Source organism: Rhodomicrobium udaipurense JA643 (assembly GCF_000636015.1).
Taxonomy (GTDB): Bacteria; Pseudomonadota; Alphaproteobacteria; order Rhizobiales; family Rhodomicrobiaceae; genus Rhodomicrobium; species Rhodomicrobium udaipurense.
The window spans coordinates 13,715-29,276 of record NZ_JFZJ01000034.1 but is presented as its reverse complement, the minus strand read 5'-3'; the positions used below and the strand labels follow the sequence as shown (position 1 = coordinate 29,276).

The following is a 15,562-nucleotide window of genomic DNA, read 5'->3' as shown; positions in this document are numbered from 1 at the left end:
CTTCGCGGCCGCGACTGTCGATGCGGATGTTGGAGCCGAGGCCGTCCATCACATCGATGGATTCGGTCTTGCGCAGTTCCCAAGGCCGCGCCACGAACGAATAAGGCTTCGACGTGAGCGCGCCAACCGGGCACAGGTCTACGATGTTGCCGCTGAGTTCCGAATGAAGCCCGCGTTCGAGGTAGGTGGATATCTCCATGTCCTCGCCGCGTCCGATGGCGCCGAGTTCCGGCACGCCCGCGACTTCCGACATGAAGCGGACGCAGCGCGTGCACTGGATGCAGCGCGTCATGAACGTCTTGATGAGAGGGCCGAGGTATTTCTCTTCGACGGCGCGCTTGTTCTCGCGATAGCGGCTGCCTTCGGAGCCGTAATACATCGCCTGATCCTGAAGATCGCATTCGCCGCCCTGATCGCAGATCGGGCAATCGAGCGGATGGTTGATCAGCAGGAACTCCATCACGCCTTCGCGCGCCTTCTTCACCATCGGTGAATCGGTGAGAATCGTCGGCGGCGTGCCGTCACGGTTCGGCCGTAAATCGCTGACATTCATCGCGCAAGATGCCATCGGCTTCGGCATTCCCGCGATTTCCACGAGGCACATGCGGCAGTTGCCCGCGATGGACAGCCGCTCGTGATAGCAGAAGCGCGGTATTTCCGCGCCAGCCAGCTCACATGCCTGCAGAAGCGTTATGCCGTCCTCGACCTCGACCTCGTTGCCGTTGATGTTCAGCTTCGGCATTTTTGTCCTTTGTTGGCCCAGCCCCCGGACGCCTTTATGTCACCAAGGGGCCGCGCGCGGCAACGGTTAACTAAGCTAAATTGCGAACAGAGTGCTTCCACGAGCTATTTTTAGAACAAGTCGTCGCGCGACCTAAAAGCGCACCCTTTCGCAGTGATTATTTGACGGACGATATGCCTAAGAGACGTGCCGCGATTGCTCTTAACGCAGGCACTGCCAAGAGCAAGCCGAAGGCCCGACAACCCCGGTCACTTGTCGGTGAGACGCGCCGGTGAGATTCGCAAAAACGCGCGCCCCGCCTCCGCTTCCGGTAACAATGTGTATCTCAATTCGGCCTCGTCATTCCATTGATTTCAAGCAGGCCGATGCTAAAGCATGATCCGCAAAAGCGGACGCAGGCTTAGCGATACATTCATGCTCGAACGAAAGGCTGAACGCTCCTTTCGATGCGGCGGATTTTAATCGACGTTGCTCGGATCGCGTATGCCGCGAATAAGGCCGCTGTACTCTTCCAGCGCGCCCGGTACGAGTTCGGCATAAAGCAGCCGCGCCGGATCGACCGGCCCTGGAAGCTCGATGCGGCCGCGCGGTATGGGGCAAAACCCCGCACGCACATAATAGGGGAGGTCGCCGACGAGGATCACGAGCCGATAGCCGAGATCTTTCGCGCGCTTGAGACCGTACAGCATCAGCCGAAGGCCGTGACCAAGGCTCTGATGATCGCCCGAGACGATCAGCGGGCCGAGCAGCAGCGCCCCCGGCACATCGCCGACCGTAACCGGCGTCAGGTCCATGGCGCCAACCATCGCACCGTCGAGTTCCATGCAGAGGTTGAGGCGCGGATCGCGCACCGAGTTCTCGCGGACGCGATAGGCGGTGCGGGCGAAACGGCCCGGCCCGAAGGCGCATTCGTTGAGGTACTGGAGGGCTGGTTGATCGTCAGGCGTTTGCAGCCGGATCGTGGCGGACGGCGTCGTCATCGCGAACCTGTTTCTCAGAAAGACCGGGGAGGACGGGAGCGGCTCGCAGCGTTCTCGGACGCGCGCAGCCTCACGCAAGGCGCGATCGTCGTCGGCTTTCGAAGGTTGACAGGGGTTGAGCGTCCGGTTTGGCCATGGGCTTGCCCATAACACGACGGGCCGTGCACGTAAACAGGTGGCCTGTTTGTGGCGCGTTGCCGCTGGATTGCGCGGTCGTGGTGTTTTCCGCTTGCGAGCCGCTGAGGCGAACCGCCGCTTTATGCCCTCGGGGCCGTGCGAGCCTGTTGCCGCTGTGGCTGCTGAGTTTGCTGCTGCGGCTGTTCGCTTCGCGCGGCAGGTTCGCGCCCAAGCAGCCAATCGAGACTGACATCGAGAACGTCAGCGACATAACAAAGCCGGTAGAGCGGCAGGTGGATCGCCGTCACGGCAAGATCCTGTCCCGCCTCGGCCGGCAGTCCCGCCCGCTCGGCCACTTCCTCCGGAGGCATCCTTTTTGCCCGGCAGGCGTAAGCGAATCGGGACGGAAAAATAGATAGGTTTGTCATTTCACGCTACACACTCGGCACGCTGGCCATCACCATCTTAAGATTGTAACAATAGCTCGATACAAATGGTAGCTGAATCGGAAAGGGTGCGAATGGTTAACCACATCCGCTTTTTTTTGCCCTTCCCGAAAGCTTCGTGACAGGAGCCGGGCTTAAGGAAATGCCACGTCTCCTGCGGCGCGCGCGCCGTGCCTCGCACCTGACGGGCATCTCGCCTCAAACCTCCGACGGTCGATCTGCCGGGGCAATCGAAACCAGAAACGCGGGCCGATCCGGGTTGGCAGCGGCAATGTTTCCTGCCTTAATGGTTACAGACAGTCGCGCAGGCCATCCGCTGCGGTTCCCCTGAAAAAAGAGCGATGGACGGAAAACTCCTTATTCAGCTTGTTGTGTTCCTGGGAGTCGCGGCGCTGGCCGCGCCTCTCGCGCGCATGCTCAAGCTCGGCTCCATTCTTGGCTATTTGTTGGCGGGCGCCTTCATCGGTCCCTACGGCATCGGCTATATGTTGGGTTATTCGACGAACGACGCCGAGATGTTGCGTCACATCGCCGAACTTGGCGTGGCGATGTTCCTGTTTCTCATCGGCCTCGAACTGCGTCTCAAACGCCTCTGGAAGATGCGCGATGCCGTCTTCGGCGCAGGGTCGGCGCAATTCGTCGTAACCGGCATCCTGCTCGTGGTGCTGATCTGGGGCGTCAACCCAAGCACTGATTTATCCTTCTCGGAAGCGATGCTCGTCGGGCTCACGCTCGCCTTGTCCTCCACCGTGCTCGCGCTGCAAACGCTCGAAGAGAAAGGCGAACTCACAACGCGGCACGGCCGCCTCTCTTTCTCGGTGCTCCTGTTCCAGGATATCGCCGCGATCCCGCTTCTTGTCGCGGTCCCACTCCTGGCTGTGAAAGCGACATCGCCGGAGCTTCTCACTTTTGCCGGCGTGCTGAAAATTTTCGCCGCCATCGCGCTCATCATCGTCGCCGGACGCTACTTGCTCGACCGTCTCTATCATCTCCTCGCCCTGACGCAGGTGCGCGAAGCGATGATCGCGGCCTCGCTGCTGACGGTCGCGGCGGTTTCGCTGCTGATGACATCCATTGGCCTGTCCGCCTCGCTCGGCGCGTTCCTCGCGGGCGTCCTGCTGGCCGACTCGCACTTTCGCCATCAGATCGAAGCCGACATCCGGCCGTTCGAGATGCTGCTTCTCGCGCTGTTTTTCACCTCCATCGGCATGGCGCTCGATTATAATGCGCTGCTGCGCCAGCCCTTCCTGATCGCCTCGGCGGTGGTGGTGCTTGTCGCGGTGAAATTCGCTGTTCTTTATGCGGTCGGGCGCTGGCAGCGGCTGAACCCGCCATCGGCGCGGCGCTTCGCCATCGTAGCTTCGCAGGGCGGCGAATTCGCCTTCGTTGTCTTCGCCAGCGCCGAGCAGGGCGGCGTGCTGACCTCGGCGCTCGCGTCCTCGCTCGGGATTATCGTCACGCTGTCGATGATGACGACGCCCCTTCTGCTGGCGCTGGACGACTTCCTGCGCAAGCGCGCGGTCAAAGCGGAACCCCTCTACGATGAGTTGCCGGCGAGTGCCGGGCATGTGGTCATCGCGGGCTTCGGCCGCGTCGGGCAGGTGGTGGCGCGTGTGCTGACCGCGAAGGGCATTCCCTTCACCGCGCTCGACGCCGACCCCGATCAGGTGCAGCTCGTGGGCCAGTTCGGCAACAAGAGCTATTTCGGCGACGCGAGCCGCCTCGCCATTCTGGAAGCGGCGGAAGTCGGCAAGGCGCGCGCCTTCGTGCTGGCCATCGACGACGTGGAAAGCTCGCTCAAATCGGCGCAGCTCGTAAAGGCATACTTCCCGCATGTGCCGATCTACGCGCGTGCGAGAAATCGGCGTCACGTGCATCAATTGATGGACCTCGGCGTTGAGAACATCGAGCGCGAGGCCTTCCATTCCACCCTCGAAATAACCCGCGACCTGCTGCGCGGCCTCGGTCTTTCGGAAGGCGAGATCCGTTTTACCATCGAGACTTTCCGCGAGCACGACGAAGCGCGCCTCTACGAGGACTACGCACATTATACCGATGTCGAGAGGATGGCCGCGCTCGCCATGCAACGGTCTGAGGAGCTTGCGCAGCTTCTCGCGCAGGACTGGGAGAAGGCCGCCGAGCGCACGAAGCGCATCGAGGAGAAGAAGCGGCAAGACGACAAGAAGGCCGACGAGAAAAAGAAGGCCGAAGTAAAGGCGAAGGCGGTTGCCGTGCCCGATGCCAAGCCGGTGACCTCGCCTCAGTCCTGACGCGCGGATCGTGACCCGGTCGCGGCGAGGCGATGGGTCGCCGGGTTGCGCGACATGCTCAAGCGGCGCATGCGGGAGCTTTCGGCGTGTCGGAGCATTTACCACCCGGAAGAGCGCGCGGGCGATAATGATCCGCTCGCAACACCCGGAGATCGGATGTCATTCACCGCTGAAGATCCTGCGTATCCCGCTCGGCGCGACCCAACGCAGCCGCCGCGCTTTGCCACCCTGGTCGCGGCAAGCGTGCTGCTCGCGCTGTTCGCGGGCATATCGGCGGCGATTTACAGCGGCGGCCTGACCGATTTCGATCGGGGCCTTCTTCTCGCGTTGCGCGATCAGCTAAACCCCGCCGACGCGCTCGGCCCACGATGGCTAGCCGTCGGCGCCCGCGACGTCACGGCGCTTGGGTCGACGGCGGTGCTCACGCTCGCAACGATCATCGCGCTCGGCTATTTCGCGCTAGAACGCAGATGGGGCGGCTTCGCGCTCGTCTTCGTCGCCGTTATCGGCGGCACGCTCGTCAATAACACGCTGAAAGCGCTCGTGCAGCGCGCTCGCCCCGACTTCGTTGCAGAAATCGCCGAGACATCGACCTACAGCTTTCCGAGCGGCCATGCCTTCATGTCGGCCGTCACCTTTCTGATCCTTGGTGCGCTCATCGCCCGCGCGCGGCCCGACGCGGTGGGGCGAGCCTTCGTTTTTTCGGTCGCCGTTGCGCTGACGCTTCTCGTGGGGGCGAGCCGCGTCTATCTCGGGATGCACTGGCCGTCGGACGTGCTGGCGGGATGGTGCGCGGGCGCGAGTTGGGCGCTTCTATGCTGGGCCGCCGCCGACTGGCTCGGAAGACGCGCGCGGCCCTGACAGCGCGCGGGACCGCCATCGTCTATCGCGCGGGGCGCGGCGTGATCGGGACATCGTAACTTCGGCGGTTCGTGGCGCGGGCGAGGCTGAAGTGCCACCATTCGGCGGGATAGTTGGTAAAGCCCGCGCGCTCCATCAGCGTAACGAGAAGGTCGCGCGACCGTCGCTGCTCCGGCTTTAAGCCCGGAAAGGCCGTGTTCGAGGCTCGGTCGAAGCAGTCGAACGAGGTGCCCATATCAAGCTCCCCCGGGGCCAACTCGCCGAGCGCGAGAGCATTCGCGTTGCTGACGCCTTTTGGCTCGTCCGCCGGTCCGCGAGCGGGCGCGATACAATTGTCGCGGACGAGCGGCGGTCGGTCGCTCCTGCCTTGGCGCACAAGGGTGAGATCCACCGCGAGCCCCGTCGAATGTGACGACCGCGATGCGATATAATTCGGCACGAGCGCTTCCTTCGGCAGACGCGGATACTGGCTCTTCGTGCGCTCGTTTTCCGGCGCGCGCGCCCACGCCCCAAACGCTCTCACCGCGCGTTCCGGGCGGTAGCAGTCGAAAACCTTGAGCGAGAGGCCGAGCCCCTGAGCTGAGCGCTGCGCACGCTTCAACGCTTCAGCGGCATCGCGCCGCAATACGCATTCGGCGGCTTCATAGCCGAGAACGGGAGATCCCGTGAAATTGTTCAACCCCGCATAGCGCATGTCCTGCTGGATGTCGGGCGCGACGTCGCGAAGATAAACGAAACCGTCGGGGAGTTTGGCTTGCGCGGACGCTGGTGCCAGGGCGGTCGCCAGATAGAAGAGCGTCGCCGCAAAGCTTTGCCGATTCATTCGCTTCACCTATCACGATTTCCTCGCGAAATTGTTTGTCGTAATCTGTAAATCGACGGCTAAGAAAGCGAACTGAAAAGCTGCTTTTGTTTCGGTTTCCTTTGTAAGATGACGGAATGGGGAAACGGCAGGAGATACCTGTGGCTGAAGAATGGCTTTATCAAATTCGCGTCGGGCTCAGCGATGAGGCGGCAAGCCTCTTTAACGTCGATCCGCAAAACGCGGTGCTGCGGCCTTTGACCGAGGTGCTGCATAAGCATCACGCCACGGCGATAACCGTCTACGATGCCTTTGCCGGTTATGTGAGCGAGGCCGAGCAGCAGGGCGTTGATCGATATCCGCTTTATGCCTGGACGAAGGCTGCGCTGGATGATCCCGCCAAAAGAGAAAAATTCGCGAAATTATGTACGCTGCATGTGAATGGCGATGAAGTTTATGAAAAGTCGGTCGCCGAAGCACTGGAAGCGGACCTGCTGCCGCTGGTGGATCACGGCGCGCTCACTCGCGTGACGAAGCACGACTCCAACCCGGCCCACAATCCGCAGCCGCCCGCACGGTTCCGCCAATAGTCATCGGCGCGAGCCTCGGATTATCGCAAGCCGGGCTCCTGCAATCGCGAAGCCGACATGGTCATTTGACAGGTTCTTTCGCACCCAATAGCGGCGCTCGAACACGCTTCTGTTCATGGGCAACCGCTTGCCCGATAACCGGGCCTGCAACGCCATTTCGTAGGGCCGCGGCGAGTTGGCCGCAAATTGGCGGAGTGCGCTTGGGCGCGCCACTCCGCTCCGATACGAACCGATTGATCTATCCGCGTTCAAATTCTCCATTTGAACGCGGATATAAGATTTTCTCGCGCCGCCTGACACGACGCACGCCGCCCGAAGGCGGCGTTTCGATCACAGGCCGGTTTCGCAGCCGAAACCGCCCGGCTTGCGGCCGTATTCCTTGGTTCCCGGGTAGTGGTTGAACCCGCTCTTGTCCACCCACACAACGGAGCCACGGCACTTGGCCGCCGCCTCGCGCTCGCTGGCGAACTGACCGCGCTTTGGCTTCTCGGCACTGACTTTTGCCGGACCTTCGCCGCTCTCGTCCTGCTCCGCCTTGCGCTTCTTGGACTTGGCCTTCTCTTCTTCCTTGGCGGCGGCCTTGCTCTTCTGCTTCTTCTCGCCGTCTTCGGCTTTCGCCTTCTTCTCAGGCTCGGCTTTCGCCGCTTCCTTGGCCTTATCCGCCTCCGCAGGCTGAGCCTTCTTTTCGCCTTCCGCCTTTACAGCTTCCTTCGCGGGCTCAGCCGGTTTTTTGGCGTCGTCAGCCTTCGCCGCTTCGACCGGAGCGGGCTTCTTCGCATCGTCCGCCTTCACAGCTTCCTTGGCGGGCTCGGCGGCTTTGACGGCTTCGACAGGCTTTTCAGCGGCGGCCGGTTGAGCGACCTTCGCGGCCTCGGTCGCAACCGGCTTCTTCGTATCGTCCGCCTTTACGGTATCGCTCGCTTCGGATTTTTTCGCGCTATCGTCCGCTTTGGAAACCTCGGCGGGCTTTTCAGCGGCAGCTGCGGCGGGCTGAGCGACCTTCACAGCGTCTTCCGCCTTGGCGGGCTGATGCGCATGCTCGGGCTTCTTCACCTCGTCGGCCTTCACGGCCTCGACCGGAACCGGCTTCTTCGCCGCATCGTCCGCCTTCGCGGCTTCGACAGGCTGAGGCTTCGCGTCCACGGCGGCGTCCTTGGCGGCCGGAGTCGGCGTCTGGGCTGGCTCAGAAACCGCGGGCTTGGGCGCGGCGGGCTCAGCGCTTTGGGCCGCAGGCGATACTGCCGGCGCCTTCGGCTCGTCAGGCACCTGAGCAACCGCCAGCGAAGTGGCGAAGACCATGGCGCATGCGATCCCGAACAGCGCGGGCGGTGGCATAATCCGTGCGTTCATCGATTCGATCCTTCGAAGGTTACAGCCGAATTGCTTCGCTAAAGCGTAAGCCTGCGAAACTGGGTCAAATCTTGGCAGCCTTGCCTTGCGCCTGCCGGAATTCAGAAGAAATCGTTAATAAAGGGGCTGATGAGACGTACGCGAGCCGCATTCCGGGTATGCATGCCTGCTCCTGCGGCAGGCACCAGCGCCCCGAGGCTCGTGCCGACCGCCGACGAAACTCATGGCCCGTTTCCTGCAAGCAAGCTTCGCGAATGCGAGTGCGGAGCCTTCCGCCCCAATTCTGAACGAAAAATCGAAGATACAGGTCGCGTGACGCGGACCCAAGGAGCCTCGAATGCCGCTTTACGGCTTTCATTGTGACAAATGCGACAATGACGTGGAATTGCTCGTCAGTTCGTCCGCCAAGCCCGCCTGCCCGAATTGCGGCAACGAGACGATGACGCGCCTGATGTCGCACATCGTCATCCATGGCAAGACAAAGGCCAAGCTCAAGGCTGCGCGTGCTGCCGCCCAGCGAGCAGGCCACCTCAGCAACTTCAGCCCCTCGGAGCGCTAGCGCTTCACGTCCCGCGCGGCTTGGCCCGCGATGTCGGGGCGGCCTGGGCTGGGTCGTCCGGCCACGGGTGGCGCGGGTAACGGCCTTTCATCTCGGCCTTGACCGCCGCCCATGACCCCCTCCAGAAGCCCAGAAGATCGCGCGTGATCTGGATCGGGCGATGCGCGGGCGAGAGAAGATGCAGCGTGAGCGGAAGCCTGCCGCCCGCGATCGACGGATGCTGCGTCAGGCCGAACAACTCCTGCACGCGGATGTGGAGCGCGGGCGCGCCAGCGGTTTCGTAATCAATGGCGTGGCGGTTGCCGGTGGGCGCCTCGAAATGCGTCGGCGCTTCGTCATCCACGCGCCGCTTCAGGCTCCACGGCAAGAGCGCATCAAGCGCGGCACCGAGATCGTCCGCGCCGATGTCCGAGAGCTTCGTCTTGCCGTCGAGGAAAGGCGCGAGCCACGCCGCAGCGGTTTCGCCGAGCGCGGCGTCGGAGAGGTCGGGCCATTCTTCGCCCTCGGCCGCGCGCAGGAAGCCGACGCGGTGGCGGAACTGAAGTTGCGACTTGCTCCACGGCAGGCGGTCGAGGCCGAGCTTTGCGATACCTTCCGCCAGCAGACGCGATGTCGCCTCGTTCGCCGCCACCGGGCGCGGCTCATTGCCAAGCAGGATCGCGTCCAGCCGCCGAACCCGCCGCCCCCGGAGCGCCGCCGCGGCCGGATCGAAGTCGATCTCGTCCGCCTCGCGGATGCGGTGCCCTACGGCGGCAAGAACGTCCGCTTCATCGGCTACGGCCGCAAGAAGAACGCGCGTCGACGCCGCCGATCCTGAAAGCTCCGCCGCGACGATATAGGGCGAGCGCGCCAGCGGATGCGCCGGATCGAGGTTCGCGCCGCGTCCGTTGGCGAGGAGGAATTGGCCGGGTGCGCCGCGCGCCTTGGCGATCCGCTCGGGAAAGGCCAGCGCCAGTATTCGCGCCAGCGATAAATCCTCGCGCGGCTGAGCCCGCCGCACCCCCGCGAGCCGCGCCCAGCTCGCCGCGAGCTTTCGCATGTCGCTCGCGCGGCGTGAGCGATCCCGGCGGAAACTTTCGAGGCGATGCGCAAGGTCGGCGTTGTTGCCGCCAAGCCCGCGTTCCACCATGAGCGCCGCGATTTCGGCCGCGTCCTCCGCGTGTCCCAGTTCGGCGGCGGCAATCACCATGCGGGCGAGCCGGGGCGGCAGGGGCAAAGAGCGCAGCCGCTTGCCCATGTCGGTGATGCGGCCTTTCGCATCGAGCGCATCCAGCTCCGTCAGCTCCCCGCGCGCGGCATCCATGGCGGCGGCGGCCGGCGGATCGATCCACGACAGCGAAAGCGGATCCGTCGCGCCCCATTCGGCGCAATCGAGCAGCAGGCCGGAAAGATCGGCGGAGCGAATTTCCGGCTCGGCGAAGGCGGGAAGGCTCTGCGTTTGCGGCTCGTCCCACAGGCGATAGCAGACGCCCGGTTCGGTGCGGCCCGCGCGGCCCCGGCGCTGATCGGCGGCGGCGCGAGACACGCGCACGGTTTCGAGCCGCGTCACGCCGACATCCGACTCGAAGCGCGGCACCCGCGCGAGGCCGCAGTCGATGACGACGCGCACGCCCTCGATAGTGATCGACGTTTCGGCGATGGATGTGGCGAGCACGATCTTGCGCCCGCCCGCGCGCGCCGGTTCGAGCGCGAGGTCTTGCGCCTTCGCATCCATTGCGCCGTAAAGCGGAGCGACCACCACGGCCGGATCGGCGATGCGCTCCTTCAGCCGCTCCTCGACGCGGCGGATTTCGCCTTGTCCCGGCAGGAATGCGAGGATCGACCCGGCTTCCGCGCGCCAGGCCCGCATCACCGCATCCGCCATTTGATCCTCGATGCGCGCATTGGCATCGCGGCCGACATAGCGCGTCTCGACAGGGAACGCGCGGCCCTCGCTCTCGATCACGGGCGCATCGCCGAGAAGCCGCGCAACCCGCGCGCCGTCGAGCGTCGCCGACATCGGCAGGATGCGCAGATCGTCGCGCAAAGCCCGCTGACAGTCGAGCGTGAGTGCAAGCCCGAGATCGGCGTCGAGCGAGCGCTCGTGGAACTCGTCGAACAGCACCGCGCCGATGCCGGACAATTCGGGATCGTCGAGGATCATGCGGGTGAACACGCCCTCGGTGACGACCTCGATGCGCGTCTTCGGCCCGGATTTCGAGACCATACGCGCGCGAAGGCCAATCCGCTCGCCGACGGCCTCAGACAGCGTTGCCGCCATGCGCTCGGCCGCAGCCCGCGCGGCGATGCGGCGCGGTTCCAGCACGAGCAACTTGCGGCCGCCGAGCCAGCTTTCGTCCATCAGCGCGAGCGGCACGCGTGTGGTCTTGCCCGCTCCGGGTGGCGCGACGAGCACCGCCGAGGCACGCGCGGCGAGCGCGGCCTTCAACGCGTCGAGAACATCGTCAATCGGAAGCGGTGTGGCGAACTTCATGGCGTCGTATCGGGCGGGCCGCGCTCGTCGTCAGCTATGCAGGCCGGGCGCCTCGTGGCCCGTACGCGCGACATATTCCGTGTAGCCGCCATTATAACTATGCACACCTTCCGGGGTCAGTTCGAGCACGCGGTTGGACAGGGCCGCGAGGAAATGCCGGTCATGCGAGACGAAAAGCATCGTGCCCTCATATTGCGCGAGCGCCTTGATGAGCATTTCCTTGGTCGCCATGTCGAGATGGTTGGTCGGCTCGTCGAGCACGAGGAAGTTCGGCGGATCGAACAGCATGATCGCCATCGCGAGCCGCGCCTTCTCGCCGCCGGACAGCACACGGCATTTCTTTTCGACATCGTCGCCGGAGAACCCGAAACAACCGGCGAGCGTGCGCAGCGTGCCCTGCCCCGCCTGCGGAAAGGCGTGTTCGAGCGACTGGAAAATCGTCGCGTCGCCATCGAGCGTTTCCATCGCGTGCTGGGCGAAGTAGCCCATCTTCACGCTGGCGCCGATGGTCACCGTGCCCTGATCGGGCTCGCTCGCGCCCGCCACCAGCTTCAGCAGCGTCGACTTCCCGGCCCCGTTGATCCCCATCACGCACCAGCGCTCCTTGCGCCGGATCGCGAAATCGAACCCTTCATAGATGATCTTGCTGCCGTAGCGCTTGTGAACGGTCTTGAGCGCCACGACATCGTTGCCGGAGCGCGGCGCGGTCGGGAAATCGAACTGCACGCTTTGGCGCCGCCGGGGCGGCTCGACCCGCTCGATCTTGTCAAGCTTCTTGACCCTGCTCTGCACCTGCGCGGCATGCGAGGCGCGCGCCTTGAACCGTTCGATGAACTTGATTTCCTTGGCCAGCATCGCCTGCTGGCGTTCGAATTGCGCCTGCTGCTGCTTCTCGGCCAGTTCGCGCTGCTGTGCGTAGAACTCGTAGTCGCCGGAGTAGCTGGTGAGCGAGCCGCCGTCGATTTCGACGATCTTGTTGACGATGCGGTTCATGAACTCGCGGTCGTGCGAGGTCATCAGTAGCGCGCCATCGTAGTTCTTGAGGAATTGTTCGAGCCAGATCAGGCTTTCGAGATCGAGATGGTTGCTCGGCTCGTCGAGGAGCATCGCGTCGGGCCGCATCAGGAGGATTCGCGCCAGGGCGACGCGCATTTTCCAGCCGCCGGACAGCTTGCCGACATCGCCGTCCATCATCTCCTCGCTGAAGGAGAGACCGGCGAGCACTTCGCGCGCACGGGCCTCCAGCGCGTAGCCGTCGAGTTCCTCGAAAGCGTGCAGGACTTCGCCATAACGCTCGATGATCGCTTCCATCTCGTCGGCGCGGTCCGGGTCGGCCATTGCGGCCTCAAGCTCCTTGAGCTCCTCCGCAACCGCGCTGACCGGGCCTGCGCCGTTCATGACTTCGGTCACGGCGCTATGACCCGACATCTCGCCGACATCCTGATCGAAATAGCCGATGGTGGTGCCGCGATCGATCGCCACCTGACCTTCGTCGGGCTCATCCTGTCCGGTTATCATGCGGAACAGGGACGACTTGCCCGCCCCGTTAGGTCCGACAAGACCGGCTTTCTCGCCTTTCAGAAGAGAGGCCGAAGCCTCGATGAACAGCAGGTGATTGCCGTGCTGCTTGCTGATGTTTTCGAGACGAATCATGACTACCGGGGATGCTGCGAAAATTTCGGACGCGCTGTCGCGCTTCGCGCGCCTTAGGCGCGCTTTGCCACCCTTATGCCACGGGAGAAGCGCGGCGCCACCGTGAAATAAGCCGCCGGGCAACAGAGGATATCGAGGCCGGGCCGACGCATGAGGCAAAGGTCACGCTTCGTTCGCAGGGGAAAAGGGAGTGCTCGCCCTCAAGGCGGGCGCTTTTCTCTGATATTCCAGGGAGATGAATGGTGCTGCAAGAGAGGATTGAACTCTCGACCTCTCCCTTACCAAGGGAGTGCTCTACCACTGAGCTACTGCAGCGATGCGCGGGAACCTGCCACAGCCGCCGCCAAGGCGCAAGACCTCATAAGCGATCAATTCAGGCAATTCGACGCGATTGCGCCTGGACCGCCAGTTCCAGCGGGTTGGCGGCGGGCGAGCGCGCATGGATAGCGCTGCGGCGCCGCCCCCATCCCGCCCCCGCCTGCTGCCTCATCCGGCGAAAAACAAGGCCGTCACCAACAGGAGCGGCGGAATCATGAAGCCTACCGACCACAGCATGAAGCCGAAGAAGCTTGGCATCTTGATGCCCTGATGTTCCGCGATGGCTCGCACCATGAAGTTCGGCGCGTTGCCGATATAGGTGAGCGCCCCCATGAACACCGCGCCCGCCGATATGGCGGCAAGCGTCGAGGCGAGTGGACCGGCGAGCGCCACCGGGTCGCCGCCCGCCGCGTTGAAGAAGACAAGATAGGAGGGCGCGTTATCGAGGAAGCTCGAAAGCAGGCCGGTCAGCCAGAAATAGGCGATGTGATTCGGTGCGTCAGCGCTGCCGAGGGCCGCGAACAGCGGAGCGGCCGCGCCATGCTCGCCCGCTTTCAGGATGGCGATGGCGGGCACGATGGTCACGAAGATCGCGGCGAAAAGCTTCGCCACTTCGAGCACGGGTGCCCAGTTGAACTCGTTCTGCCGACGCGCCTTGAGCGGCGTGAGCGCCAGAGACAGCACGGCAAGCACGACGAGCACCGCGTCGCGGACGAGGCTTTCGCCGCGCACTTCGACGCCCGCGATGTCGACCGGGCCGATGAAGGTCGTGCCGCTTGCCGCAACCGCAAACACCACAGCCGCGATCAGCGGCAGGTTCACGATGCCCCATATTTTCAGGCCCTCGCCGCCAAGCCTGTGCTCGCGCGGCGTTTCGGTTTTATAATAGCGACGGTCGAGCACGTAGAACCAGCCGAGAAGGATGGTCGCGAGCAAGAGCGTATGCGGCCATAGATGCAGGAACGGCCAGGAAAACGGCACGCCCTTCAGATAGCCGAGGAACAGCGGCGGATCGCCGAGCGGCGTCAGCGCACCGCCGACATTGCAGACGAGGAAGATGAAGAAGATCACGAGATGCGCCTGATGGGTGCGGCTACGATTTGCGCGCATCAACGGGCGGATGAAGATCATCGCCGCGCCCGTGGTGCCGACGAGGCTCGCGAGGCCGGTTCCCGCAGCCATGATAGCGGTGTTCTGGCCGGGCGAACCGCTGAGGCTGCCGCCGAGCCAGATACCGCCCGCGATGGTATAGAGCGAGCCGATCAGTACGATGAACGGAATATATTCAAGAAGCGCTACATCGAGCAACTGATGTGCGGCTGCGGACGAACCATAGACACTCGCGAATGGCACCAGGAAAAGAAGGGCCCAGGCAAGTGCGATCAGTCCCTGCCGCCGATGCCAGAAGTGCGATGCGACCATGGGCAGGATCGCGAGCGAAAGGAGCACGCCCGCGAAAGGCAGACACCACAAAAGGCTCAGGCCCGCGCCATCGAGCGATGGTCCGGCGCCCATGGCTGGCGTCGGGCCTGCGAGCACGGCCAGCGCCGCGATACTACGGAGGCGGGGCCTGAAGGAAATGTTCATTGGGAAATTATCTCGGCGGGTCAGGAATGACAGCGTTGTGAAAAGGAAGAGCGGCCACCTCGAAAGGTCGCCCTCTTCAAAAAGGCTACTGGCCTCCACATAACACATTCAAGAAAAATGCGAGAGGAGGTCGGGTCAATGACCGAGCGCATGATAAAGAGCGATGCGGAGTGGCGCGCAAAACTGACGCCCGAGCAATACAAGGTTACACGGCAGCACGGTACGGAGCGGGCGGCGTCGAGCCCGTTGAATGACGAAAAGCGCGAGGGCGTATTCGCCTGCGTGTGTTGTGGCGCGCCGCTGTTCGCCTCGGACGCGAAGTATGATTCCGGCTCTGGCTGGCCGAGCTTCACCGCGCCTGTGGAAAAGGAAGCGATCACGACGCATCAGGATCATTCCTTCATGATGAACCGCACCGAGGTGCGTTGCGCGCGATGCGACGCGCATCTCGGCCACGTCTTCCCGGACGGGCCGCGTCCTGCGGGGTTGCGCTACTGCATGAACGGCGTCGCGCTCGATTTCAAGCCGTCCGCCGCGAAGTAGGAGGCGATGCGTCCCGCGCCGCATCCCATCGACGGCGCGGGTTGCAATCTCTCCGTGTACCTCTTGGCCCTTCGTGGGCGGACGAAGCCATCCAGGCGCTTGTGCCGATTTTTCCACATCGTTCGCCGCTCGTTCCCGCAACCCGAAACGCGCCCCATGGCGGGCTAAAATATCTCGTAATAACAGGGCGCTATAGGAGCGTAAGCGAGACGCTGCCATCCCGCATGTAGACAGGTTGCAGCGATTGCCGGACACATTTCCCCAGCTTGTA

At 63.6% G+C, this 15,562-nt stretch carries 13 protein-coding genes and 1 tRNA gene; 5 read left to right on the top strand and 9 right to left on the bottom strand.

Features of this window, described 5'->3' with window-relative positions:
• From T281_RS07275 to T281_RS07265, 3 genes are all read right to left on the bottom strand, one after another.
• Positions 1-742 (bottom strand): NADH-quinone oxidoreductase subunit G (locus tag T281_RS07275; RefSeq protein WP_037236517.1); only part of this gene is annotated, 742 nt, incomplete at its 3' end.
• Between the two features lie 458 nt (positions 743-1,200).
• Complete coding sequence (locus T281_RS07270) at positions 1,201-1,722, bottom strand: GNAT family N-acetyltransferase (protein ID WP_052037219.1); 522 nt, start codon at positions 1,720-1,722, stop codon at positions 1,201-1,203.
• Between the two features lie 257 nt (positions 1,723-1,979).
• A complete protein-coding gene (locus tag T281_RS07265; protein ID WP_037236514.1) occupies positions 1,980-2,210 on the bottom strand; it encodes a hypothetical protein in 231 nt (76 codons plus the stop codon).
• A gap of 416 nt (positions 2,211-2,626) precedes the next feature.
• Here T281_RS07265 and T281_RS07260 point away from each other — a divergent pair, with 416 nt between their 5' ends.
• On the top strand, positions 2,627-4,555 hold the full coding sequence (locus T281_RS07260) for a cation:proton antiporter domain-containing protein (RefSeq protein ID WP_037236511.1): 1,929 nt from the start codon (positions 2,627-2,629) through the stop codon (positions 4,553-4,555).
• Positions 4,556-4,711: 156 nt separating this feature from the next.
• Complete coding sequence (locus tag T281_RS07255; protein WP_052037221.1) at positions 4,712-5,416, top strand: phosphatase PAP2 family protein; 705 nt, start codon at positions 4,712-4,714, stop codon at positions 5,414-5,416.
• 22 nt (positions 5,417-5,438) lie between these two features.
• Here the strand turns inward: T281_RS07255 and T281_RS07250 are convergent, their stop codons facing one another.
• Positions 5,439-6,239, bottom strand: a complete 801-nt coding sequence (locus tag T281_RS07250; RefSeq protein WP_052037218.1) for a M15 family metallopeptidase — start codon at positions 6,237-6,239, stop codon at positions 5,439-5,441.
• Between the two features lie 140 nt (positions 6,240-6,379).
• Between T281_RS07250 and T281_RS07245 the strand changes: the two genes are divergently transcribed.
• On the top strand, positions 6,380-6,808 hold the full coding sequence (locus tag T281_RS07245) for a hypothetical protein (RefSeq protein WP_037236534.1): 429 nt from the start codon (positions 6,380-6,382) through the stop codon (positions 6,806-6,808).
• A gap of 330 nt (positions 6,809-7,138) precedes the next feature.
• On the opposite strand, the gene T281_RS17580 is transcribed toward T281_RS07245, so the two are convergent.
• Positions 7,139-8,158, bottom strand: coding sequence for a hypothetical protein (locus tag T281_RS17580; RefSeq protein ID WP_155955147.1), 1,020 nt, complete (start codon positions 8,156-8,158; stop codon positions 7,139-7,141).
• 337 nt (positions 8,159-8,495) lie between these two features.
• Between T281_RS17580 and T281_RS07235 the strand changes: the two genes are divergently transcribed.
• Positions 8,496-8,717 carry an FmdB family zinc ribbon protein gene (locus T281_RS07235; RefSeq protein WP_013421152.1) on the top strand — a complete coding sequence of 74 codons (222 nt, stop codon included), beginning with the start codon at positions 8,496-8,498 and terminating at the stop codon, positions 8,715-8,717.
• A gap of 4 nt (positions 8,718-8,721) precedes the next feature.
• Here T281_RS07235 and hrpB read toward each other — a convergent pair whose 3' ends face one another.
• From hrpB to T281_RS07215, 4 genes are all read right to left on the bottom strand, one after another.
• A complete protein-coding gene (hrpB, locus tag T281_RS07230; RefSeq protein ID WP_037236507.1) occupies positions 8,722-11,190 on the bottom strand; it encodes an ATP-dependent helicase HrpB in 2,469 nt (822 codons plus the stop codon).
• 30 nt (positions 11,191-11,220) lie between these two features.
• On the bottom strand, positions 11,221-12,843 hold the full coding sequence (locus tag T281_RS07225; protein ID WP_037236528.1) for an ABC-F family ATP-binding cassette domain-containing protein: 1,623 nt from the start codon (positions 12,841-12,843) through the stop codon (positions 11,221-11,223).
• A gap of 240 nt (positions 12,844-13,083) precedes the next feature.
• Positions 13,084-13,158 (bottom strand) — tRNA-Thr (locus T281_RS07220).
• Positions 13,159-13,329: 171 nt separating this feature from the next.
• Positions 13,330-14,748 carry a sodium:proton antiporter gene (locus T281_RS07215; RefSeq protein ID WP_052037216.1) on the bottom strand — a complete coding sequence of 473 codons (1,419 nt, stop codon included), beginning with the start codon at positions 14,746-14,748 and terminating at the stop codon, positions 13,330-13,332.
• A 138-nt stretch (positions 14,749-14,886) separates the two neighbouring features.
• Here T281_RS07215 and msrB point away from each other — a divergent pair, with 138 nt between their 5' ends.
• Positions 14,887-15,291 carry a peptide-methionine (R)-S-oxide reductase MsrB gene (gene msrB, locus T281_RS07210; RefSeq protein WP_037236504.1) on the top strand — a complete coding sequence of 135 codons (405 nt, stop codon included), beginning with the start codon at positions 14,887-14,889 and terminating at the stop codon, positions 15,289-15,291.
• Positions 15,292-15,562: the final 271 nt, after the last annotated feature.

What these genes read in the sequence shown, in the direction of transcription:
- T281_RS07270 (WP_052037219.1), bottom strand. Translation starts at nt 1,722, where the DNA reads ATGACGACGCCGTCCGCCACGATCCGGCTGCAAACGCCTGACGATCAA.
- T281_RS07265 (WP_037236514.1), bottom strand. Translation starts at nt 2,210, where the DNA reads ATGCCTCCGGAGGAAGTGGCCGAGCGGGCGGGACTGCCGGCCGAGGCG.
- T281_RS07260 (WP_037236511.1), top strand. Translation starts at nt 2,627, where the DNA reads ATGGACGGAAAACTCCTTATTCAGCTTGTTGTGTTCCTGGGAGTCGCG.
- T281_RS07255 (WP_052037221.1), top strand. Translation starts at nt 4,712, where the DNA reads ATGTCATTCACCGCTGAAGATCCTGCGTATCCCGCTCGGCGCGACCCA.
- T281_RS07250 (WP_052037218.1), bottom strand. Translation starts at nt 6,239, where the DNA reads ATGAATCGGCAAAGCTTTGCGGCGACGCTCTTCTATCTGGCGACCGCC.
- T281_RS17580 (WP_155955147.1), bottom strand. Translation starts at nt 8,158, where the DNA reads ATGAACGCACGGATTATGCCACCGCCCGCGCTGTTCGGGATCGCATGC.
- T281_RS07235 (WP_013421152.1), top strand. Translation starts at nt 8,496, where the DNA reads ATGCCGCTTTACGGCTTTCATTGTGACAAATGCGACAATGACGTGGAA.
- hrpB (WP_037236507.1), bottom strand. Translation starts at nt 11,190, where the DNA reads ATGAAGTTCGCCACACCGCTTCCGATTGACGATGTTCTCGACGCGTTG.
- T281_RS07225 (WP_037236528.1), bottom strand. Translation starts at nt 12,843, where the DNA reads ATGATTCGTCTCGAAAACATCAGCAAGCAGCACGGCAATCACCTGCTG.
- T281_RS07215 (WP_052037216.1), bottom strand. Translation starts at nt 14,748, where the DNA reads ATGAACATTTCCTTCAGGCCCCGCCTCCGTAGTATCGCGGCGCTGGCC.
- msrB (WP_037236504.1), top strand. Translation starts at nt 14,887, where the DNA reads ATGACCGAGCGCATGATAAAGAGCGATGCGGAGTGGCGCGCAAAACTG.